Annotated in this window: 23 protein-coding genes; 9 read left to right on the top strand and 14 right to left on the bottom strand. The window is 51.0% G+C overall.

Annotated features, from left to right (window positions below):
- Positions 1–48: 48 nt before the first annotated feature.
- From rnt to WC5_RS05675, 4 genes are all read right to left on the bottom strand, one after another.
- Positions 49–696 carry a ribonuclease T gene (gene rnt, locus WC5_RS05690; RefSeq protein WP_001282290.1) on the bottom strand — a complete coding sequence of 216 codons (648 nt, stop codon included), beginning with the start codon at positions 694–696 and terminating at the stop codon, positions 49–51.
- 102 nt (positions 697–798) lie between these two features.
- The gene (gloA, locus tag WC5_RS05685) at positions 799–1,206 is read right to left on the bottom strand and encodes a lactoylglutathione lyase (protein WP_001237802.1); all 408 of its coding nucleotides are present in this window, start codon (positions 1,204–1,206) and stop codon (positions 799–801) included.
- Positions 1,207–1,286: 80 nt separating this feature from the next.
- Positions 1,287–2,384, bottom strand: coding sequence for an N-ethylmaleimide reductase (gene nemA / locus WC5_RS05680; RefSeq protein WP_000093628.1), 1,098 nt, complete (start codon positions 2,382–2,384; stop codon positions 1,287–1,289).
- Positions 2,385–2,421: 37 nt separating this feature from the next.
- A complete protein-coding gene (locus WC5_RS05675) occupies positions 2,422–3,021 on the bottom strand; it encodes a TetR/AcrR family transcriptional regulator (protein WP_001032927.1) in 600 nt (199 codons plus the stop codon).
- A 102-nt stretch (positions 3,022–3,123) separates the two neighbouring features.
- Between WC5_RS05675 and WC5_RS05670 the strand changes: the two genes are divergently transcribed.
- The 3 genes from WC5_RS05670 to sodC all read left to right on the top strand — a co-directional run bounded on the left by WC5_RS05670 (position 3,124) and on the right by sodC (position 4,909).
- The gene (locus tag WC5_RS05670) at positions 3,124–3,363 is read left to right on the top strand and encodes a DUF1289 domain-containing protein (RefSeq protein ID WP_000840481.1); all 240 of its coding nucleotides are present in this window, start codon (positions 3,124–3,126) and stop codon (positions 3,361–3,363) included.
- A gap of 48 nt (positions 3,364–3,411) precedes the next feature.
- Complete coding sequence (locus tag WC5_RS05665) at positions 3,412–4,308, top strand: aldo/keto reductase (RefSeq protein WP_000250648.1); 897 nt, start codon at positions 3,412–3,414, stop codon at positions 4,306–4,308.
- A 79-nt stretch (positions 4,309–4,387) separates the two neighbouring features.
- Positions 4,388–4,909, top strand: coding sequence for a superoxide dismutase [Cu-Zn] SodC (gene sodC / locus WC5_RS05660; protein WP_000819797.1), 522 nt, complete (start codon positions 4,388–4,390; stop codon positions 4,907–4,909).
- Here sodC and WC5_RS05655 read toward each other — a convergent pair whose 3' ends face one another.
- Genes WC5_RS05655 through WC5_RS05645 form a run of 3 tightly spaced genes read right to left on the bottom strand, consistent with a single transcriptional unit; the run spans position 4,910 to position 8,018 of the window.
- Positions 4,910–6,922 (bottom strand): FUSC family protein, encoded by a 2,013-nt coding sequence (locus WC5_RS05655; protein WP_016231690.1) that lies wholly within the window; start codon positions 6,920–6,922, stop codon positions 4,910–4,912.
- On the bottom strand, positions 6,922–7,779 hold the full coding sequence (locus tag WC5_RS05650) for an efflux RND transporter periplasmic adaptor subunit (protein ID WP_010350818.1): 858 nt from the start codon (positions 7,777–7,779) through the stop codon (positions 6,922–6,924). The genes WC5_RS05655 and WC5_RS05650 overlap by 1 nt, the downstream gene beginning before the upstream one ends.
- Before the next feature lie 2 nt (positions 7,780–7,781).
- Entirely contained in the window at positions 7,782–8,018 is a 237-nt protein-coding gene (locus WC5_RS05645; RefSeq protein WP_000671001.1) for a DUF1656 domain-containing protein, read from the bottom strand.
- A gap of 200 nt (positions 8,019–8,218) precedes the next feature.
- Between WC5_RS05645 and slyA the strand changes: the two genes are divergently transcribed.
- Positions 8,219–8,653: a transcriptional regulator SlyA gene (gene slyA, locus WC5_RS05640; RefSeq protein ID WP_016158207.1), complete on the top strand. Its 435-nt coding sequence runs from the start codon at positions 8,219–8,221 to the stop codon at positions 8,651–8,653.
- 46 nt (positions 8,654–8,699) lie between these two features.
- Here slyA and slyB read toward each other — a convergent pair whose 3' ends face one another.
- A complete protein-coding gene (gene slyB, locus WC5_RS05635) occupies positions 8,700–9,167 on the bottom strand; it encodes an outer membrane lipoprotein SlyB (RefSeq protein WP_000597203.1) in 468 nt (155 codons plus the stop codon).
- 274 nt (positions 9,168–9,441) lie between these two features.
- Between slyB and anmK the strand changes: the two genes are divergently transcribed.
- The 5 genes from anmK (at position 9,442) to pdxY (ending at position 14,016) form a co-directional block, all read left to right on the top strand.
- Positions 9,442–10,563, top strand: coding sequence for an anhydro-N-acetylmuramic acid kinase (anmK, locus tag WC5_RS05630; protein ID WP_000835036.1), 1,122 nt, complete (start codon positions 9,442–9,444; stop codon positions 10,561–10,563).
- A gap of 90 nt (positions 10,564–10,653) precedes the next feature.
- A complete protein-coding gene (gene mliC / locus WC5_RS05625; RefSeq protein WP_000734947.1) occupies positions 10,654–10,977 on the top strand; it encodes a C-type lysozyme inhibitor in 324 nt (107 codons plus the stop codon).
- Positions 10,978–11,035: 58 nt separating this feature from the next.
- On the top strand, positions 11,036–11,692 hold the full coding sequence (gene pdxH / locus WC5_RS05620) for a pyridoxamine 5'-phosphate oxidase (protein ID WP_001282324.1): 657 nt from the start codon (positions 11,036–11,038) through the stop codon (positions 11,690–11,692).
- 128 nt (positions 11,693–11,820) lie between these two features.
- Positions 11,821–13,095, top strand: coding sequence for a tyrosine--tRNA ligase (tyrS, locus tag WC5_RS05615; protein ID WP_001516333.1), 1,275 nt, complete (start codon positions 11,821–11,823; stop codon positions 13,093–13,095).
- A gap of 60 nt (positions 13,096–13,155) precedes the next feature.
- Positions 13,156–14,016 carry a pyridoxal kinase PdxY gene (pdxY, locus tag WC5_RS05610; RefSeq protein ID WP_000789757.1) on the top strand — a complete coding sequence of 287 codons (861 nt, stop codon included), beginning with the start codon at positions 13,156–13,158 and terminating at the stop codon, positions 14,014–14,016.
- A gap of 38 nt (positions 14,017–14,054) precedes the next feature.
- Here pdxY and gstA read toward each other — a convergent pair whose 3' ends face one another.
- The 6 genes from gstA to rsxD all read right to left on the bottom strand — a co-directional run bounded on the left by gstA (position 14,055) and on the right by rsxD (position 19,894).
- Positions 14,055–14,660 (bottom strand): glutathione transferase GstA, encoded by a 606-nt coding sequence (gstA, locus tag WC5_RS05605; RefSeq protein WP_000765735.1) that lies wholly within the window; start codon positions 14,658–14,660, stop codon positions 14,055–14,057.
- A 105-nt stretch (positions 14,661–14,765) separates the two neighbouring features.
- The gene (gene dtpA, locus WC5_RS05600; protein ID WP_000100947.1) at positions 14,766–16,268 is read right to left on the bottom strand and encodes a dipeptide/tripeptide permease DtpA; all 1,503 of its coding nucleotides are present in this window, start codon (positions 16,266–16,268) and stop codon (positions 14,766–14,768) included.
- Between the two features lie 609 nt (positions 16,269–16,877).
- Positions 16,878–17,513 carry an endonuclease III gene (nth, locus tag WC5_RS05595; protein ID WP_001030339.1) on the bottom strand — a complete coding sequence of 212 codons (636 nt, stop codon included), beginning with the start codon at positions 17,511–17,513 and terminating at the stop codon, positions 16,878–16,880.
- A complete protein-coding gene (gene rsxE, locus WC5_RS05590; RefSeq protein ID WP_001289641.1) occupies positions 17,513–18,208 on the bottom strand; it encodes an electron transport complex subunit RsxE in 696 nt (231 codons plus the stop codon). The genes nth and rsxE overlap by 1 nt, the downstream gene beginning before the upstream one ends.
- A 3-nt stretch (positions 18,209–18,211) precedes the next feature.
- Complete coding sequence (gene rsxG, locus WC5_RS05585) at positions 18,212–18,832, bottom strand: electron transport complex subunit RsxG (RefSeq protein WP_000920784.1); 621 nt, start codon at positions 18,830–18,832, stop codon at positions 18,212–18,214.
- Between the two features lie 3 nt (positions 18,833–18,835).
- Positions 18,836–19,894, bottom strand: a complete 1,059-nt coding sequence (rsxD, locus tag WC5_RS05580) for an electron transport complex subunit RsxD (protein WP_000231897.1) — start codon at positions 19,892–19,894, stop codon at positions 18,836–18,838.
- Between the last annotated feature and the right edge of the window lie 171 nt (positions 19,895–20,065).

Genomic DNA, 20,065 nt, shown 5'->3' on the forward strand with positions numbered 1-20,065 from the left:
CTCACTATAGATGCCTGAATCATTGCATGTCATCAGGCATCGACTCGATTACACCTCTTCGGCAGCAGGCAGCGGCCAGCCTCCCAGACGTTTCCAGCGGTTGACGATTTCACAAAACAGCACGGCGGTGCGTTCGGTATCGTACAGCGCGGAGTGCGCCTGGGTGCTGTCGAAGTCCATGCCAGCGGTCTGGCAGGCTTTTGATAATACGGTTTGTCCGAGCGCCAGCCCGGCCAGTGCAGCAGTGTCAAAAGTGGCGAAAGGGTGGAACGGGTTACGTTTCAGTGAGGCGCGTTCTGCGGCGGCCATCATAAAGCTGTAGTCGAAATTGGCGTTGTGCGCCACCATAATGGCACGGTTACAGCCGCTCGCTTTGATGCCTTTACGGACAACTTTGAAAATCTCATGCAGCGCCTCGTATTCGCTGACCGCGCCACGATCGGGATCGTTCGGGTCAATGCCGTTGAAGGCGAGGGCTTCTGGTTGCAAATTAGCGCCGACAAACGGCTCGACGTGGAAATGTAATGTGGTGTCCGGCATCAGCCAGCCTTGTTCATCCATTTTCAGGGTGATGGCGGCAATCTCAAGCAGCGCATCGGTTTTGGCGTTAAATCCGGCTGTTTCAACATCGATCACAACAGGATAAAAACCACGAAAACGGTCGCACAGACCGGTAAGTTGAGCGTTATCGGACATCTGATTCTCTTAATACGGAAAAATTGCAGCGCGCATTATGACAAATATTACCCGCTGATGCAGTAAAGATGCGGGCGTGATGAATGCACGCCCGGCAGGAGATTAGTTGCCCAGACCGCGACCGGCGTCTTTCTCTTCGATCAATTCAATTTTATAACCGTCCGGATCTTCCACAAATGCGATAACCGTAGTGCCGCCTTTTACCGGGCCGGCTTCACGGGTCACGTTACCGCCGTTCTGACGGATTTTTTCGCACGCTTCAGCGGCGTTATCAACGCTAAGGGCGATATGACCATAAGCGGTGCCGAGTTCGTATTTATCCACGCCCCAGTTGTAGGTCAGTTCAATCACCGCTTCTTCGGTTTCCGGGCCGTAGCCAACAAACGCCAGTGAGTATTTGTATTCCGGGTTTTCGCTGGTACGCAGCAGTTTCATGCCCAGCACGTTGGTATAAAAATCGATGGAGCGTTGCAGATCGCCAACGCGCAGCATGGTGTGAAGAAGACGCATTTTTATATCCTCAAAATGGCTAACAGATTCAAAATGTTGTTTTAGTATAGCGGCGGCTTTGCGCCGCTCGCAATGTTGGATTACAGCGTAGGGTAATCGGTATAGCCTTCCGCGCCGCCACCGTAGAAACTTTCGGCACGCTGTGGGTTAAGCTCAGCTTTGCGCTGCAAGCGGGCGACCAGATCCGGGTTTGCAATCCAGTCACGACCAAATGCCACCGCATCAATTAACCCTTTGCCGATCAGCGTTTCTGCTTTTTCTACCGTATATGCACCAGCCCCGATAATTGGACCGTGGAAACGGGCGCGTACTTTTTCGCGGAAAGCCTCGGTATATGGTTTGCCGCCTGCCCAGTCTGGTTCTGACATATGCAGATAAGCAATGCCGCGTTTGCCCAGTTGTTCAATCAGATACAGCGCATCGGCTTCTTCATTCGGGCCGTTATCGGTATTCTGGAAAGTACCGATTGGCGAAACGCGAATGCCAATGCGATCGGCACCCCATTCTTTTATTCCGGCATCAACGACTTCCAGTACCAGGCGTGCGCGATTTTCCACGCTACCGCCGTACTGATCGGTACGATGGTTTGAAGAAGGCGACAGGAACTGATGCAGTAAATACCCGTGAGCGGAGTGAAGCTCCACCAGATCAAAACCGGCTTCACGGGCGTTAGCGATGGCCTGGCGGAAATCATTGACGATACCCGGAATCTCTTCCAGTTCCAGTGCACGCGGCATAGATGTCTCGACGCGGATCGCCTGACCATTTTCATCGCGCAGAGAAGTACGGGTTCCCGCACTAAGTGCCGAAGGTGCTACCGGAGCCTGGCCGCCAGGTTGCAGGCTGGCGTGAGAAATGCGCCCCGTATGCCAAAGCTGTACGGCGATATGACCATTTTCAGCATGAACACCAGCGGTGATTTTTTTCCATGCTGCGATTTGCTCTGGGTTATGAATGCCAGGTGCGCCCGCATACCCTTTTGCCTGAGCGGAAACTTGAGTGGCTTCGCTAATAATCAAACCGGCACTGGCACGTTGGCGATAGTATTCCGCCATCAACGGAGTAGGGATATCACCCGGTTCAATGCTGCGCAGACGCGTCAGAGGGGCCATAAAAATACGGTTTGCCACCGTGATCGCGCCCACTTTTAGTGGAGAATACAGTTTTTCAGATGACATAAAGGCTCCCGGTCGTCTGATGATGAAAAAATGCCTGCTAAACGGCAGGCGTCGCAATAATGGTTTTTACATGTGTCAGCGCGTTTTCCAGTGGCCCGGAACTGCGCGAAATTTTGGCCTGCAGATTTGCGCCCAGCCACAGCGCGTAGAGTACTTGCGCCTGTTGCAGCGGTTCGCCACAAAAGGTTAAACAGTGGCTGGCACGGCCATTTTCCAGTGCCTGGGCGAGCAGGGTGATTACCTGGCGTGCACCTTTATCCATTGCGTTACGCATATCTTCTGACAGGTCACACACTTCGGCAGAGAGCTTTACTGTCAGGCATCCGCTGATAGTTCCATGCTGGCAAAACTGATTAAGCGTCTGCTGGTAATAAGCCAGAATGCGGTCGCGGTAGTTACCTTCACCGGAATGCAGTAACTCCGTCAGTCGCAGGTGATATGCCGCGTAATGACGCTCAAGCATGGCAACGCCAAACGCTTCTTTAGAGCGAAAGTAGTGATAGAACGACCCTTTCGGCACTTCAGCGGTTTTTAGTAATTCGCTTAGCCCCATCCCGGTGAATCCACGTTGCAGGCAAAGTTGCTCACCCGTAGCCAGGAGGTGTTCGCGAGTATCATGTTCGGTGTGTTTGTTCATGCGTTCGAGTGTAGTAGACCAGTCGGTCTAGTGCAAGCAAAGTTGCTACTTTGGGCATTAACAGCTTCAATAGTGGTAATAATCTCATCTCAGGAGGGCGAAATGGCGGAGCAATTAGAGTTCTTTCCCGTCCAGAGCCCGTGCCGGGGAATTTGCCAGTCTGATGAACGCGGATTTTGTCGCGGCTGTTTTCGTAGCCGGGATGAGCGTTTTAACTGGAATAAAATGAGTGATGGCGAAAAACAAGAGGTGCTGCGCCTTTGTCGGCAACGACTTATGCGTAAATTACGTGCAAATAAGCCAGCGTCATCAGACGAACCGGAGCAACCATCACTCTTTTGAGCATAATCTTGCGTATACTCCTCTCATATCTGATAAGAGGAAGCGATTATGGTTCAGCGTATTACTATTGCGCCGCAAGGCCCGGAGTTTTCACGTTTCGTGATGGGCTACTGGCGACTGATGGACTGGAATATGTCCGCTCGCCAGTTAGTCAGTTTTATTGAAGAGCATCTGGATCTCGGCGTGACTACCGTGGACCACGCTGATATTTATGGCGGTTATCAGTGCGAAGCGGCGTTTGGCGAGGCGTTGAAACTGGCACCTCATTTGCGTGAACGAATGGAAATTGTCAGCAAATGCGGTATCGCGACGACCGCGCGTGAAGAAAACGTCATTGGTCATTACATCACTGACCGCGATCACATCATTAAGAGCGCCGAACAGTCGCTAATTAATCTTGCAACCGATCATCTGGATCTGCTGCTAATCCATCGCCCCGACCCGCTAATGGATGCCGATGAAGTGGCTGATGCGTTTAAACATCTGCATCAGAGCGGAAAAGTACGCCATTTTGGCGTATCCAACTTCACGCCTGCGCAATTTGCGCTGTTGCAATCGCGTCTGCCGTTTACCCTTGCCACTAATCAGGTGGAAATATCCCCGGTGCATCAGCCGTTACTGCTGGATGGCACGCTTGATCAACTGCAACAACTGCGTATTCGCCCGATGGCCTGGTCTTGTCTTGGCGGTGGTCGTCTGTTTAATGATGATTATTTCAGGCCGCTACGTGATGAACTTGCTGTGGTGGCGGAAGAATTAAACGCGGGCTCTATCGAGCAGGTGGTTTATGCCTGGATATTGCGTCTGCCATCGCAGCCGCTGCCGATTATCGGCTCCGGTAAAATTGAGCGTGTGCGGGCTGCTGTCGAAGCGGAAGCATTGAAAATGACCCGCCAACAATGGTTCCGTATCCGTAAAGCGGCACTGGGTTACGACGTACCGTAAACACTTTTAGGAATAGCCGCCGTTCAAATATGTGTCACTGGTTTACACTTAACGGGTATGCACATTGAACGGAGGTCCTATGAAACGTTTTAGTCTGGCCATTCTGGCGCTGGTTGTTGCAACCGGCGCACAAGCTGCCAGTGAAAAAGTCGAGATGAACCTCGTCACGTCGCAAGGGGTTGGGCAGTCAATCGGTAGTGTAACGATTACTGAAACCGATAAAGGTCTGGAGTTTTCACCCGATCTGAAAGCATTACCACCCGGTGAGCATGGCTTCCATATTCATGCCAAAGGAAGCTGCCAGCCAGCAACGAAAGATGGCAAAGCCAGTGCGGCAGAATCCGCAGGCGGGCATCTTGATCCACAAAATACCGGTAAGCATGAAGGGCCAGAAGGTGCAGGACACTTAGGCGATCTGCCTGCACTGGTAGTTAACAATGACGGTAAAGCAACCGATGCCGTCATTGCGCCTCGTCTGAAATCACTTGATGAAATCAAAGATAAGGCGCTGATGATCCACGTTGGCGGCGATAATATGTCCGATCAACCAAAACCGCTGGGCGGTGGCGGTGAACGCTATGCCTGTGGTGTTATTAAGTAATTAAGAGGTCAGCGTACCTTGCGGCGGCGCTTGCTCAAGTTGCGAAAGCGAGCAGTACAGACGCCAGACAATCGCCGCCAGCTCACGGGCAGCGGGTTGATGATGGTGGGCAAGGCTATCGCATATCCGCTGTAATTCTTCAAGTGTGGCCGCCAGTGATTTTTGCTGAACGCCACGCTCACTCATTACTCCCCGCAACAGCAAAATACAGTTATCCCGCACTCGCGATAACGGATCGGAACGCGACTCCCAGTCCCGCAATTGCCAGACAACATGTGAACAGTTCAGCAGCACCACGCCCCAGCGTAATAACCAACGGCGAGCCAGTGCATCCTGGCTGTTGCTCAACTGACTAACGTGGTGATAAGTAAGCGATTCAAATTCGCTTTCACTCAGGGTTGGATGGCGGCTTAGTTGGTCGACAAAATCCCGGCGCAGCGCGCGAATATGTCGGCGGCTTTTACGAGCATCCGATCCTGGACGCAGAATGGCGAACGCTAACCACGCCAACGCCACGCCAACAATTTTCGCCAGATTATCGTTAAGAAAGTCAGCAAAATCATACACCGGTGGATTAGTGACAGCGATGAACGAACCCATAAATACAATCAGTTGTCCCCACAGCGCGGCAAATTTGGGCATCTGTAATTTGAGAAGTTGCATCGTTGCCAGTAGCGGGAAGAGAAACAGCAAAAATTGCCACAGATCGCTAATCTGAACCATCAGACCAAACTTAACCACAAAGCTAAATAGCGAAAGTAATACCAGCGTGCGCATAAGTAGCGACAGTGACTTAAACGGTGCCGCGACGGCGGAGTAGAGTACGCAGCTAATTGCTGCCAGTGTTAATGCATTGGCACCGGCATCCCATTGCGAGGCAATACTCCATGCGCCAATTATCATCAACGTACAAAATGTGCGCAGTCCACTCCACATTGCTTCGGCGTTATCGGTATGACGTGCCAGGCCGGCTGTTCGTGGGAGTCTGGCTCGATCATCTGTACCGCTTTCCAGACGATGTAGTTCCTGACTACTTTGCAGATAAAGGCGGCAAAAATAGCGTAGTCGCTGCCAGAAGGCGACGTGCCGATAGTCGGCGGCGTTGGTTGGGCGCAGTGGGGCAATGATACGTGCGACGGTGTAAAAATCAGTTTGCGAACTGGCAAGCGCCGTCAGCAACTGTTCGAGAATTTCACGAGTGGCGGCGGGCGTTGATGACCAGTTGAGCAACATACGTCGCAGGCTGGAGATGACGCTGGTCATGCGTAATTGCTGGTGGAGTAGTGCATTCAGGCGTGCATTTTGCTGGCGGAAACGATAGTGACTCCAGAACGCCTGAATGCGCAGCAAATTCATGGTTAATATTTGATCAATGATTCCTTCATGTGCTGTGCGAATGGCATCGGTTGTTTCAGGCTGCCAGAGCAAGCTGGCATGTTCCAGTAAACGGGCATGCATGTTTTTTAACGCGGTTAAAAGCGCGGTGGCGTCGGAACTACTCGGCAGGATCATCATCATCATGCCGCCGCAAAGAATACCGACGATGACTTCGCAAACGCGCGCCTGAGCGATATCCCATAACTGGCTTGCTTCCGTGATATTGACCATCGGAAAGGCGATAATGGCCGCAGTGTAGCCCGCCAGTTGGAAGGCATACGCCACGTTATTCGTGAAGTGCGCGCAAGCCCAGGTACAAAAACCAAGCCACGCCGACATGATCAATAGAAAAAACCACGGCTCGTTAAGCGTATGCCCGGCAAGAATCAGTGCCGCAATGGCTCCCAGCAAACTGCCAGCGATGCGTCCGAGGCTTTTGCTGATGACACCACCAACGGTGGGGAAGCTTACCACCGCAGCCGAGGTCATCGCCCAGTAGGGTTCATCGAGATTTAAATAATAGGCAACCGTCAGCGCCAGGCACATGGCAATGGTATTGCGTAACGCATAACGCCATTGCGCCAGCGTGGCCCTGAACCAGGGCAAATTGCGCAAGAACCATGGCGATGTGCTCATTATTGACCTACGGCGATGCTACAGGTGGTGCCCGACACCAGCGTGACATCGCTGGGGACTTTATCCAGAGCAAAGCGGACGGGAACACGTTGGGCGAGACGTACCCAGGGGACGTTAGGTTTCACATCAGGAATCAGGCTGGAATCACTTTCAACGCTCTGATCATAAATCGCCCGACCGATACTGGAAACGTGACCCTGTAACGTTTTGTTGTCGCTATAGAGCGTAATTTGTGCTGGTGCACCGTCGTGGATATGGCGCAATTTGGTTTCTTCAAAATAACCAATGACGTAAAACGAATGGCTATCCACCAGGGCAAACAGGGGTTTTCCGGTGTCGGCGTAGTCGCCGATGCGGGTAGTGAGATTAGTTACCCATCCACTCACCGGAGCGCGAATTTCCGTTTGCGCCAGTTGCCATTGTGCCTGTTTAAGCGTCGCCTGTGCGGCATCAACACTGGCCTGCATCGCTTTAACATTGAGGTTAGCGGTATCCAGCTCTTCGGCAGAGATAAAGTTTTGTGAGAGATGACGGCGACGGTTAGCTTCGTTATTGGCTTTGGCGAGGTCAGATTGCGCTTTCGTTAACTGTGCCTGGGCGTTCAGTTCGGCTATCTGAAAGGGCGTTTTATCGATGGTGAGCAAAATATCACCAGCATTAACCAACTGGTTGTCTTTTATATTCATCGCAACAATACGTCCAGACACCTGTGGCGTGATAGAAACCTGTTCTGCACGTATTTTTCCATCGCGTGTCCACGGTGACTGCATGTAATAGTTCCATAGCCACCATCCGGCAAGAATCGCAACAACCGCTACAATAATTGTTGAGAAATACTTAATTGTTTTAATTGACATAGTTACCACGCAATCAGTATTGCCAGAGCAAGGCAAACGCAAATCGCAAACAGCGATAAATCCATTAACAAGGGATGCCAGATGTCACCGGCGTAGATCCAGCCGCGAAGCAGGCGGTGTATGACAAGCCAGAGGACAAATCCAAGCGCGAACGCTTTGAAAAACGGAGGAAAATAGACGGACGCACCGAACACCAGATCTTGTAAGGGCAATCCCGTTGCATTAAGCATAAACTTCACAAAATAGATTCCTTTACGACCGAATATATTGCGTTAGATTAATAAATATTCTTTAAGTGCGAAAAAGTTACGCGCAATTTCTGAAAAGCATGTCTGACGGTAAGCAAATGCAGCAATACATTTGTTTTAGCAATACAATTGCTGCACACTATTCTAAAAGCTGTATAATATCTTAGCAAGCTAATTATAAGGAGATGAAATTGGAATCGCCACTAGGTTCTGATCTGGCACGGTTGGTGCGCATATGGCGTGCTCTGATAGACCATCGCCTGAAACCGCTGGAGTTAACGCAAACCCATTGGGTAACGTTGCACAATATTCATCAGTTACCTCCAGACCAGTCGCAAATTCAACTGGCAAAAGCGATCGGCATTGAGCAGCCTTCACTGGTTCGTACGCTGGACCAACTGGAAGAAAAAGGGTTAATTTCGCGTCAAACTTGCGCCAGCGATCGTCGGGCTAAACGTATTAAACTGACGGAAAAAGCGGAGCCGCTGATTAGCGAAATGGAAGCGGTTATTAACAAAACCCGGGCGGAAATATTGCATGGAATTTCCGCAGAGGAAGTAGAACAGTTGATTAAACTCATTGCAAAACTTGAGCATAATATCACTGAGTTACAGGCCAAAGGGTGAAATGAAAGGGGCGTGTGGTCAGTGACCTGACCACACGTCAACTTGTTTAGCGCGGGGAAACCGTCACCTGGCTACCGTTGCTGGCCAGAATAACACGTTGTCCCGGAGAGAAGTGGGTATTGCCCTGTTTCTGTACCACCATAATGGTGTTGCCATCATCTTTACGAATTTCCAACTCCACACCCTGAGTTTTGTTCATTGCGCTCTGCACGCCCTGACCAGCTACGCCACCTGCGATAGCGCCTGCCGCAGTTGCCAGAGAACGCCCTGTTCCGCCACCAACGGTATTCCCAAGGAAGCCACCGAGAACCGCACCGCCAATTGCGCCGATAACGTTGGAATCATCACCGCCCTGAATTTGTACCTGTCGTACATTAACGATTGTGCCATAGCTGACATTCTGCACTTGCTTCGCTTCAGAGGCGGTATAGACATCGCCAGAAAGGGTATCGTTATTAACACAACCGACAAGAGACAGACCTACCATTGATACAACCAGTACGCGCTTAATCATTGAAAAATCTCCTGATTACCATGAAACGCCTCACAAGCATCCCTCATGGCCAAAGTAAATGGCATTGGTATAACTATGATTACATGTTCCACTAAAACATGATGGAATCATAATTAGAATACGGTTAACCAAGTATAAACAAAACATTCATAGTAATTATTGATATGAATATAATGTTTTCCTGGTAATGGTAAAAATCGGCGCTCATGCATGGAATTCGTGAGAGGTTTGTGTTTGAGTGGAGCGCAAACGACAGGTTGAAAAAGGATGAACTATGAAATCAGGCCGCTTTATTGGCGTAATGTCAGGCACTAGTCTGGATGGTGTCGATGTTGTACTGGCGACTATCGATGAACACAGGGTGGCGCAGTTGGCAAGTTTGAGCTGGCCGATTCCCCCATCACTTAAACAAGCAGTACTGGATATTTGTCAGGGGCAGCAGCTTACGCTTTCTCAGTTCGGTCAACTGGATACTCAACTTGGTCGCTTGTTTGCCGATGCCGTTAACGCACTGCTCAAGCAAGAAAATTTGCAGCCAAAAGATATCGTCGCCATCGGGTGTCACGGACAGACTGTCTGGCACGAACCTACTGGCGTTGCACCGCATACTCTACAGATTGGTGATAACAATCAAATTGTGGTGCGCACTGGAATTACTGTCGTTGGTGATTTTCGCCGTCGCGATATTGCCTTAGGTGGGCAGGGGGCGCCGCTGGTGCCAGCGTTTCATCACGCATTACTGGCTCATCCGACGGAGCGGCGAATGGTTCTCAACATTGGTGGTATCGCCAATTTGTCGTTGTTGATTCCAGGGCAGCCGGTGGGGGGGTACGATACCGGGCCGGGTAACATGTTGATGGATGCGTGGATCTGGCGTCAGGCCGGTAAACCTTACGATAAAGATGCTGAGTGGGCGCGGGCGGGTAAAGTCATTTTGCCGCTGTTGCAGAATATGCTTAGTGATGCGTATTTTTCCCAATCCGCGCCAAAAAGCACCGGGCGCGAATACTTTAACTATGGCTGGCTGGAGCGCCATCTGCGTCAATTCCCGGGTGTTGATGCGCGCGATGTCCAGGCAACGCTGGCGGAACTTACCGCCGTGACCATTTCTGAACAGGTATTATTGAGTGGCGGCTGCGATCGTTTGATGGTCTGTGGTGGCGGAAGCCGTAATCCATTGGTGATGACGCGACTTGCTGCTTTGCTGCCAGGAACCGAAGTGACCACCACTGACGCCGTTGGCATTAGTGGTGATGACATGGAAGCATTGGCCTTCGCGTGGCTTGCCTGGCGGACGCTGGCGGGACTGCCAGGCAACCTGCCTTCGGTCACCGGCGCAAGCGAGGCGACGGTGCTGGGCGCAATTTTCCCTGCAAACCCGCGATATCAGAGTTAACTGAATTTTTCCTACTGCGTCTGCCGTTACACTTGGAAGTTGAGGAGAGCGTTTTGCTCTCCGGACCAGGAAAGTCTTCGGGATGTGTTTATGAAAAAACTGTTACTGATCTGTTTGCCGGTGCTTCTCACTGGCTGTGGCGCGTTTAATCAACTGGTTGAACGTATGCAAACTGATACGCTGGAATACCAGTGTGATGAAAAACCGTTGACGGTAAAACTGAATAATCCGCGTCAGGAAGTCAGTTTTGTCTACGACAATCAATTAATTCACCTTAAACAGGGCATTTCAGCCTCTGGCGCACGTTATACCGATGGCATTTATGTTTTCTGGTCAAAAGGTGATGAGGCAACGGTCTATAAGCGTGACCGCATCGTCTTGAATAACTGTCAGTTACAAAATCCGCAGCGTTGAGATTTTTCCAGGGGCGGCGCACAATAGCGTCACCCACTGACAATCCGTAAAGAAAACCATGTCTGATAACGACGAATTGCAGCAAATCGCGCATCTGCGCCGTGAATACACCAAAGGCGGTTTACGCCGCCGCGATCTTCCCGCCGATCCTTTAACCCTTTTTGAACGCTGGCTCTCCCAGGCCTGTGAAGCCAAACTGGTTGACCCCACTGCGATGGTCGTCGCAACCGTTGATGAACATGGTCAGCCTTATCAGCGCATCGTGTTACTCAAACATTACGACGAAAAAGGGATGGTGTTTTACACCAATCTCGGCAGTCGCAAAGCGCATCAAATCGAAAATAACCCGCGCGTTAGCCTGCTTTTCCCGTGGCATACTCTTGAACGCCAGGTGATGGTGACCGGTAAAGCGGAGCGTCTTTCGACTCTCGAAGTGATGAAATATTTTCATAGTCGTCCGCGCGATAGCCAGATTGGCGCGTGGGTATCTAAGCAGTCCAGCCGTATTTCCGCGCGAGGGATCCTTGAGAGCAAATTCCTTGAGCTGAAGCAGAAGTTTCAGCAGGGCGACGTCCCGTTACCGAGTTTCTGGGGCGGTTTCCGCGTAAGTCTTGAGCAGGTTGAGTTCTGGCAGGGCGGTGAGCATCGTCTGCATGACCGCTTTTTGTACCAGCGTGAAAATGAGGCGTGGAAAATCGATCGTCTCGCACCCTGAAAAGATGTAAAAATCTTGCTTTAATCGCTGGCACTCCTGATTCCGGCACTTTATTCTATGTCTCTTTCGCATCTGGCGAAAAGTCGTGTACCGGCAAAGGTGCAGTCGTTATATACATGGAGATTTTGATGGCAAGCAGTAACTTGATTAAACAATTGCAAGAGCGGGGGCTGGTGGCCCAGGTGACGGACGAAGAAGCGTTAGCAGAGCGACTGGCGCAAGGCCCGATCGCGCTCTATTGCGGCTTCGATCCTACCGCTGACAGCTTGCATTTGGGGCATCTTGTTCCATTGTTATGCCTGAAACGCTTCCAGCAGGCGGGCCACAAGCCGGTTGCGCTGGTAGGCGGCGCGACAGGTCTGATTGGCGACCCGAGCTTCAAAGCTGCCGAGCGTAAGCTGAACACCGAAGAAACTGTTCAGGAGTGGGTGGACAAAATCCGCAAGCAGGTTGCCCCGTTCCTCGATTTCGACTGTGGAGAAAATTCTGCTATCGCCGCGAACAACTATGACTGGTTCGGCAATATGAATGTGCTGACCTTCCTGCGCGATATCGGTAAGCACTTCTCCGTTAACCAGATGATCAACAAAGAAGCGGTTAAGCAGCGTCTCAACCGTGAAGATCAGGGTATTTCGTTCACCGAGTTTTCTTACAACCTGTTGCAGGGCTATGACTTTGCCTGTCTGAATAAACAGTATGGTGTTACGTTGCAGATTGGCGGTTCTGACCAGTGGGGTAACATCACCTCTGGTATCGATCTGACCCGTCGCCTGCATCAGAATCAGGTGTTTGGCCTGACCGTTCCGCTGATCACCAAGGCTGACGGCACCAAATTTGGTAAAACTGAAGGCGGCGCAGTATGGCTGGATCCGAAGAAGACCAGTCCGTACAAGTTCTACCAGTTCTGGATCAACACCGCTGATGCCGACGTTTACCGCTTCCTGAAGTTCTTCACCTTCATGAGCATTGAAGAGATCAATGCCCTCGAAGAAGAAGATAAAAACAGCGGTAAAGCACCGCGCGCCCAGTATGTGCTGGCGGAGCAGGTGACGCGTCTGGTTCACGGTGAAGAAGGTTTGCAAGCCGCGAAACGTATTACCGAATGTCTGTTCAGCGGTTCCTTGAGTGCGCTTAGCGAAGCGGACTTTGAACAGCTGGCGCAGGACGGCGTACCGATGGTTGAGATGGAAAAAGGCGCTGATCTGATGCAGGCGCTGGTCGATTCTGAACTGCAACCATCCCGTGGTCAGGCGCGTAAAACTATCGCATCCAATGCCATCACCATTAACGGTGAAAAACAGTCCGATCCTGAATACTTCTTTAAAGAAGAAGATCGCCTGTTTGGTCGTTATACCTTACTGCGTCGCGGCAAAAAGAATTACTGTCTGATTTGCTGGAAATAATGCACTAAGTGGAAAGGGGGAGTGAGAAATCACTCCCCTGATTTTTATACAGGGAACACAATGAAAAATATTCTCGCTATCCAGTCTCACGTTGTTTATGGTCATGCGGGTAACAGTGCGGCAGAGTTTCCGATGCGCCGCCTGGGCGCGAATGTCTGGCCGCTGAATACCGTTCAATTTTCTAATCACACTCAATACGGCAAATGGACTGGCTGTGTGATGCCGCCCAGCCATTTAACCGAAATTGTTCAGGGCATTGCCGCCATTGATAAATTACACACCTGTGATGCCGTACTCAGTGGTTATCTGGGATCGGCGGAGCAGGGCGAACATATCCTCGGTATTGTCCGTCAGGTAAAAGCGGCGAATCCACAAGCGAAATATTTTTGCGATCCAGTAATGGGGCATCCGGAAAAAGGCTGTATCGTTGCGCCGGGCGTGGCGGAGTTTCATGTCCGTCACGGTATGCCAGCCAGCGATATCATCGCGCCGAATCTGGTCGAGCTGGAAATTCTTTGTGAACATCCAGTACATAACGTCGAAGAGGCCGTTAAAGCTGCGCGTGAGCTTATTGCGCAAGGGCCACAAATCGTGTTGGTTAAACACCTGGCGCGTGCGGGCTACAGCACAGATCGTTTTGAAATGCTGCTGGTTACTGCCGATGAAGCCTGGCATATCAGCCGTCCGCTGGTCGATTTCGGTACGCGCCAGCCGGTAGGCGTTGGTGATGTGACGAGCGGTTTACTGCTGGTGAAATTGTTGCAGGGGGCAACGCTGCAAGAGGCGCTGGAACACGTGACGGCCGCAGTATACGAAATTATGGTGACCACCAAAGCAATGCAGGAATATGAGCTGCAGGTGGTTGCCGCGCAAGATCGTATAGCCAAACCGGAACACTATTTCAGCGCAACGAAGCTCTGAAATACCTCGGCCCACAGCTTCCTGTGGGCCGATGACGATTACTGCAATCCTTCCGCCGTTAACGCAGCTTTCACCGCAGGTCTTTCAGCCATACGCTGCATAAAGGCTGCAATGTGCTCTAAACCCTCCAGATTCAGTTTCACCGCATATGCCCAGCGCAGAACCGTAAACAGATAGGCATCAGCGATGGTGAAACGTTGCCCGCAGATCCAATGTTCATCTTTCAGCGCGTCGTTAACATACTGTAGCTTTTTCTCCAGTTGTGCACGGGCAGCCTGTTTATACTCTTCCGGGGTATCCGGGCGGAACAGTGGTGTGAACCCTTTATGCAATTCGGTGGCGATATAGTTCAGCCATTCGATGGTTTTATAGCGAGAAATACTGTTTACCGATGCCAGCAACTGGCGGTCGGGAACACTGTCGGCAAGATACTGCATAATTGCTACGCCTTCCGTCAGCAAAGTACCATCGTCCAGCAGCAACGCAGGAACCTGTCCCTTAGGGTTAATGGCAAAGTAATCATCACCGTTCTCGAGACGTTTTTTCATCAAATCCACACTGACGAGCGTAAAGTCCTTTCCGCTCTCACGCAGGGTGATATGGGAAGCAAGAGAGCAGGCGCCCGGTTTGTAGAACAGTTTCATCGGTAACTCCTTTTGGCTGTGGTTTAAAGTATGGTAGTGCGTTGCTGAACAAAAAAAAAGCCGCTAACGAAAAGTTAGCGGCTTGTAAAAGAGTTTCCCTGAAATTTACGCTACGGCAGCTTTCGCCGCTTTGTCTGCAGCATCGTCCTGGGTCATGCGATGCAGTTTCGGCGCGGTCAGCAGCATCAGCACAGCAATAACGGCAGTGGCGACCCCAATCTGCAAGAACACGCGACCATACACTTCCAGCGACATCAGCGGATCGGTTACGTTATCCGGAACAGCCATCATACCCGCAACATAACCACCAATCAGGTTTGCACCGGCAGTGGTCAGGAACCAGCTACCCATAATGAACCCCATCAGACGCTGCGGAACGAGCTGTGCAACCATCGCCAGACCCAGACCAGAGATCATCAGTTCACCGATACTCTGCAGGCCGTAGCTAGCTACCAGCCAGCTTACAGAAACGATACCTGCGTCAGACGCGAATTTCGCACCCAGCGGCAGGATCAGGAACGCACCAGAGCACATCACCATACCGATTGCAAACTTGGTCGGCATCGGCAGGGTATCGCCCATCTTGTTATAGATAGCGGCCAGAATCGGGCTACCAATGATGATCCAGAACGGGTTCAGCGCCTGATACTGCTCTGGCTCAACGGCCAGACCCAGAATAGTGTGTTCAACGTTACGAATCGCAAAGAAGTTCAGAGACGTCGGCATCTGGCTGTACAGCACGAAGAAGATGATTGCTTCAAGCATCAGGATGAAGGCAACGATCATTTTACGACGCGCAGCACCTTTCATGGCAAACGCTTCTTTACCGAAGATAACCACGATACCCAGAGCAACAACGCCCAGCGCCATACGTGCAACTTCCTGGTTGTGCAGCAGCCAGGTTGCAACTGCGATCAGGGCCACAACACCAATAATGGTCAGCAGCAGGTTACGGTAGTTGACTGGTTCAAAGTCAGGTTTTGAGCCGTACTGCTTAACCCAGCGTTGGCAGAAGGCGAAGTTAACGATAGTGATTAACAGACCTACTACGCTAAGGGCGAACGCGACGCTCCAGCCATATTTGGCAGCCAGCCATGGGGTTGCAATCATAGAGAAGAAAGAACCGATGTTGACGGACATGTAGTACATGGTAAATGCACCGTCCAGACGCGGGTCGTTTTTCTCATAGCAAGTAGAGAGCAGCGAAGACGGGTTGGCTTTAAACAGGCCGTTACCTACGGCAATGGCCGCCATACCCATATAGACGATACCGGCGTCGTGACCAGACCATGCAACCAGCGCATAACCAATGGCCAGTACAATAGCACCAAGCATAATAACGCGTTTAGTACCCAGTACCTTGTCACCTAACCAGCCGCCGATAGCGACCAGACCATAAACCAGGGCGCTAAAGGAAGAGAAAAGGGTGATTGAATCCGCTTCAGACATACCCAGTTGTTTAACCAGGTAGACAGCCATAATTCCTTGTAGGCCGTAATAACCAAAACGTTCCCATAACTCAATCGAGAAGATGAGATAGAACGCCTTCGGTTGTTTGAAAGCGTTCAAACTAACGCTTTCTGTTGGTTTTTGGTTTGCAGTGGACACTTTTACCTCTTTTTTTACATCCCATATTAACGGGGGTGCTTTCTCGCGTGATGTCTAAAAAACATACGCGCAATTGTTATAGTGGGAGGGGAAACGGCAGGTAATGTTCACTATCTTGCACTTTCAGACAAGTCTTTTGTAATAATCTGTTACATATAACTGGCGTGGGGAATTCATCGGCTCCGCGAAATGTTATCCAGCGTTAAATTTTTCAAAAAACGTAACGGCAGATTTTTTCACTACTGAGATAGGGTAATAATTCCAGTTTGGCGATATGTTCTGCTATAAGGTGTTTTATGTAGTGGGATAGTCCATTATCTGAAAAATAGCCAGTGTAATGTTTTGTAGGTTTCAGGACGGATTGAATCAATGCTTTGTCAAATTTAACTTTTAAAATGCATTGTTTTTACATTTCAGCATCAGTGTGATCTTGATCACGAATGGATAGAAAATTTCGCTATTAAAAAAACAATTAACCTGCATTTTTGGTTATTCACAAACGGATTGCCTGATGATGCCGCAGCGAGGCGGCATCATTAACGTTAGAAGGATGTTTTTGAAGAAGATAAGGAAAGGTAATGGATGGGTAGACGACGCTACCCATTTGTGTCAGATGTCAACTTTCTCTTTGTATTCACAAAGATCTTCAATAATGCAGGAGCCACAGCGGGGCTTGCGGGCGATGCAGGTATAACGTCCGTGAAGAATTAACCAGTGGTGGCAATCGACTTTAAATTCTGCTGGCACCACTTTCAGCAATTTTTCCTCGACCTGCTCGACATTTTTTCCTGGCGCAAATTGGGTACGGTTGCAGACTCGGAAAATGTGGGTATCTACAGCGATGGTCGGCCAGCCGAAAGCGGTATTCAACACCACATTAGCTGTTTTACGTCCTACGCCGGGCAAAGCTTCAAGCGCCGCGCGATCTTCCGGAACTTCGCCATTATGCTGTTCCAGTAAGATACGGCAGGTCTTTATGATATTTTCCGCTTTGCTGTTATAAAGCCCAATAGTTTTGATATAGGTTTTCACCCCTTCGACGCCCAGTTCGAGCATTGCTGCAGGTGTATTAGCCACCGGGTAGAGCTTCGCCGTCGCCTTATTAACGCTGACATCGGTGGCCTGGGCGGAAAGCAGTACGGCGATCAGCAATTCAAAAGGCGAACTGAAATTAAGCTCGGTTGTGGGGTGAGGATTGTTCTCACGCAGGCGTGTGAGGATCTCCAGGCGTTTTGCTTTGTTCATCAGACATTCCCTGTTTCACCGTTCGGCAAGTCGCGTTCGGCGACGGCTTCAGCGCGGCGCTTTTTCATTTTTTCGTCAATCAGATATTTCACTGCCAGCATCAGTCCCAGACCAATAAATGCGCCTGGTGGTAACATTGCCAGCAGGAAAGGGGAATCAGTGTGGAAGATCTCCACCCGCAATACTTTTGCCCAGTTACCCAACAGCGCATCAGCACCGTCAAACAACGTTCCATTGCCGATGATTTCGCGCAGTGAACCCAGCACGAACATTGCGCAGGTTGCGCCCATCCCTATCGAAAAACCATCAAGAGCCGAAAGCGCCGGACCTTTTTTGGCGGCGAAGGCTTCAGCACGACCCACAACGATACAGTTAGTGACAATCAGCGGAATAAAAATCCCTAACGACTGATACAGGCCGAAGGCGTAGGCGTTGATCAGCATCTGTACGGCGCTGACAACCGAGGCGATGATCATCACGTAGATCGGGATACGGATCTCAGCTGGCGTCCAGTGACGCAGTGTCGAGATAGTCAGGTTGGTAAGCGTCAGCACCAGCGTCGTCGCAAGCCCTAAACCCAGTGCGTTGGTGGCAGTGGACGTGACCGCCAGCAGCGGGCAGAGGCCAAGCAACTGAACCAGTGCGGAGTTGTTCTTCCATAACCCCTGAACAATAACGTCTTTAATTTCGCTCACGGTTTATTCTCCACAGGCAGGAAGTTGAGAAAGTTGTGCCGGTAACGTCTGAGCGTACAATCCGGCGCGTTTTACCGCATTCACCACCGCGCGAGGCGTAATCGTCGCGCCAGTAAACTGGTCGAAATCACCACCATCTTTCTTCACCGCCCAGTGTGCGTCGTCAGCACCGCTGATTTTTTTACCTGCAAAATGGGTGATCCAGTCTGAAAGGCGCAGTTCGATTTTATCGCCAAGCCCTGGCGTTTCGTGGTGCTCTGTCACGCGCGTGCCAAGTACCGTGCCGTTAAAATCGGCTCCCACCAGTAGCTGAATCGCACCGGAATAGCCATCCGGCGCGGTCGCCTCCAGAACGGCGGCTACCGGCTTGTCATCCTGTTTAGCGATGTAAACCCGATGCTCACCTTTACCTAACTCTGGTGCCGTCACCAGGTAGCAACTCTGCGCCAGCGCATTGTTATAGCGTTCGGCTGGCAGCACCTGATCAAATAACGCCTTTTGTTGCAGGCTGGCCTGTTCGGCAATCGTCGTTTTGGTCATCTGGTTGATGGCCGCCGTTAAACCTGTTGAACCCGCAGCAAACAGCGCCAGTGTAATACCGTGTTTTCGGATAGTTTTCAGCATGGTTTATCCTTTGCGATGGCCGTAGACGCGCGGACGCGTGTAGTAATCGATCAGAGGAACCGTGATGTTCGCCAGCAAGACAGCAAAAGCCACGCCGTCAGGATAGCCGCCGAAACTGCGGATCAACCAGACTAATAAGCCCGCCAGCGCACCGAAAATCAGACGACCACGATTGGTCGTAGAAGCGGTCACCGGATCGGTCAGAATAAAGAATGCGCCGAGCATGGTCGCGCCAGAAAGCAGATGAATTTGCGGTGATGCCAGTGTTTCTGGTGAAAACAACCAGCCCAATGTTGCGCATAACGCCAGCGTTACTAAGAAGCTGACCGGAATATGCCAGCGAATCGCTTTCTGCCATAGCAACCACACGCCGCCAACCAGCCAGGCGAGGTTTACCCATTGCCAGCCAGCACCCGCCAGAATACCGCTGTAGATCGGATACTGCATAATCTGCTCAACCGAATGACCGGCGCGGACAGAAGTTTTGAACGTATCCAGTGGCGTTGCCTGGCTAATGCCATCAATACCTAAGCGTAGCGTGTTCATATCACCGCCGCTGGCAGTATGACCGCTGAAGATAACCTGTATGGCGTCGATGAAGCCAGGAATGTTGACCGCAATTTCATGCGGTGGCAGCCAGCTGGTCATCTGCACCGGGAAGGAGATCAGTAAGACCACATAGCCAATCATCGCCGGGTTAAACGGGTTTTGCCCCAGACCGCCGTATAACTGTTTAGCGATGATCACCGCAAACACCGTACCCAGCACGACCATCCACCACGGTGCGAGGGGCGGAATACTTACGGCGAGTAACAGCCCTGTTAAAAGCGCCGAATTATCTTTCAAGGTTGTGGAAACAGGCTGTTTGCGCAGTTTAAGTACAAGAGCTTCGGCTAACAGTGCACTGATCGACGCCAGGAGGATCTGAACGAGAGTACCCCAGCCAAAAAACCAAAGTTGCGCAGCGATTCCGGGAACGGCTGCGATCAGTACCAGCAACATAATGCGCGATGTCTGGCGCTGGTTATGGGTATAAGGGGAGCTAGCTATTCTGAATACCATTTAGTCCTCGTTTACAACCTTTTGCTGGGCGGCTTTTTTGGCCTGAACGCGGGCTATAGCCGCAGCAACTGCCGCTTTGCGCGGATCGACCTGTTCTTCTGGTTCTGCGTTTGCCTGTTGTTGTTCCAGTTTGCGTGCTTTGGCGCGGGCAATAGCGGCTTCAACGGCGGC

Origin of the sequence: Escherichia sp. KTE114, from assembly GCF_000407765.1 — a bacterium.
Lineage (GTDB): Bacteria > Pseudomonadota > Gammaproteobacteria > Enterobacterales > Enterobacteriaceae > Escherichia > Escherichia ruysiae.

Bases quoted from the DNA above. Each gene is read 5' to 3' on its own strand.
- rnt (WP_001282290.1), bottom strand. From the start codon at position 696: ATGTCCGATAACGCTCAACTTACCGGTCTGTGCGACCGTTTTCGTGGT.
- gloA (WP_001237802.1), bottom strand. From the start codon at position 1,206: ATGCGTCTTCTTCACACCATGCTGCGCGTTGGCGATCTGCAACGCTCC.
- nemA (WP_000093628.1), bottom strand. From the start codon at position 2,384: ATGTCATCTGAAAAACTGTATTCTCCACTAAAAGTGGGCGCGATCACG.
- WC5_RS05675 (WP_001032927.1), bottom strand. From the start codon at position 3,021: ATGAACAAACACACCGAACATGATACTCGCGAACACCTCCTGGCTACG.
- WC5_RS05670 (WP_000840481.1), top strand. From the start codon at position 3,124: ATGGCGGAGCAATTAGAGTTCTTTCCCGTCCAGAGCCCGTGCCGGGGA.
- WC5_RS05665 (WP_000250648.1), top strand. From the start codon at position 3,412: ATGGTTCAGCGTATTACTATTGCGCCGCAAGGCCCGGAGTTTTCACGT.
- sodC (WP_000819797.1), top strand. From the start codon at position 4,388: ATGAAACGTTTTAGTCTGGCCATTCTGGCGCTGGTTGTTGCAACCGGC.
- WC5_RS05655 (WP_016231690.1), bottom strand. From the start codon at position 6,922: ATGAGCACATCGCCATGGTTCTTGCGCAATTTGCCCTGGTTCAGGGCC.
- WC5_RS05650 (WP_010350818.1), bottom strand. From the start codon at position 7,779: ATGTCAATTAAAACAATTAAGTATTTCTCAACAATTATTGTAGCGGTT.
- slyB (WP_000597203.1), bottom strand. From the start codon at position 9,167: ATGATTAAGCGCGTACTGGTTGTATCAATGGTAGGTCTGTCTCTTGTC.
- anmK (WP_000835036.1), top strand. From the start codon at position 9,442: ATGAAATCAGGCCGCTTTATTGGCGTAATGTCAGGCACTAGTCTGGAT.
- mliC (WP_000734947.1), top strand. From the start codon at position 10,654: ATGAAAAAACTGTTACTGATCTGTTTGCCGGTGCTTCTCACTGGCTGT.
- pdxH (WP_001282324.1), top strand. From the start codon at position 11,036: ATGTCTGATAACGACGAATTGCAGCAAATCGCGCATCTGCGCCGTGAA.
- tyrS (WP_001516333.1), top strand. From the start codon at position 11,821: ATGGCAAGCAGTAACTTGATTAAACAATTGCAAGAGCGGGGGCTGGTG.
- pdxY (WP_000789757.1), top strand. From the start codon at position 13,156: ATGAAAAATATTCTCGCTATCCAGTCTCACGTTGTTTATGGTCATGCG.
- gstA (WP_000765735.1), bottom strand. From the start codon at position 14,660: ATGAAACTGTTCTACAAACCGGGCGCCTGCTCTCTTGCTTCCCATATC.
- nth (WP_001030339.1), bottom strand. From the start codon at position 17,513: ATGAACAAAGCAAAACGCCTGGAGATCCTCACACGCCTGCGTGAGAAC.
- rsxG (WP_000920784.1), bottom strand. From the start codon at position 18,832: ATGCTGAAAACTATCCGAAAACACGGTATTACACTGGCGCTGTTTGCT.
- rsxD (WP_000231897.1), bottom strand. From the start codon at position 19,894: ATGGTATTCAGAATAGCTAGCTCCCCTTATACCCATAACCAGCGCCAG.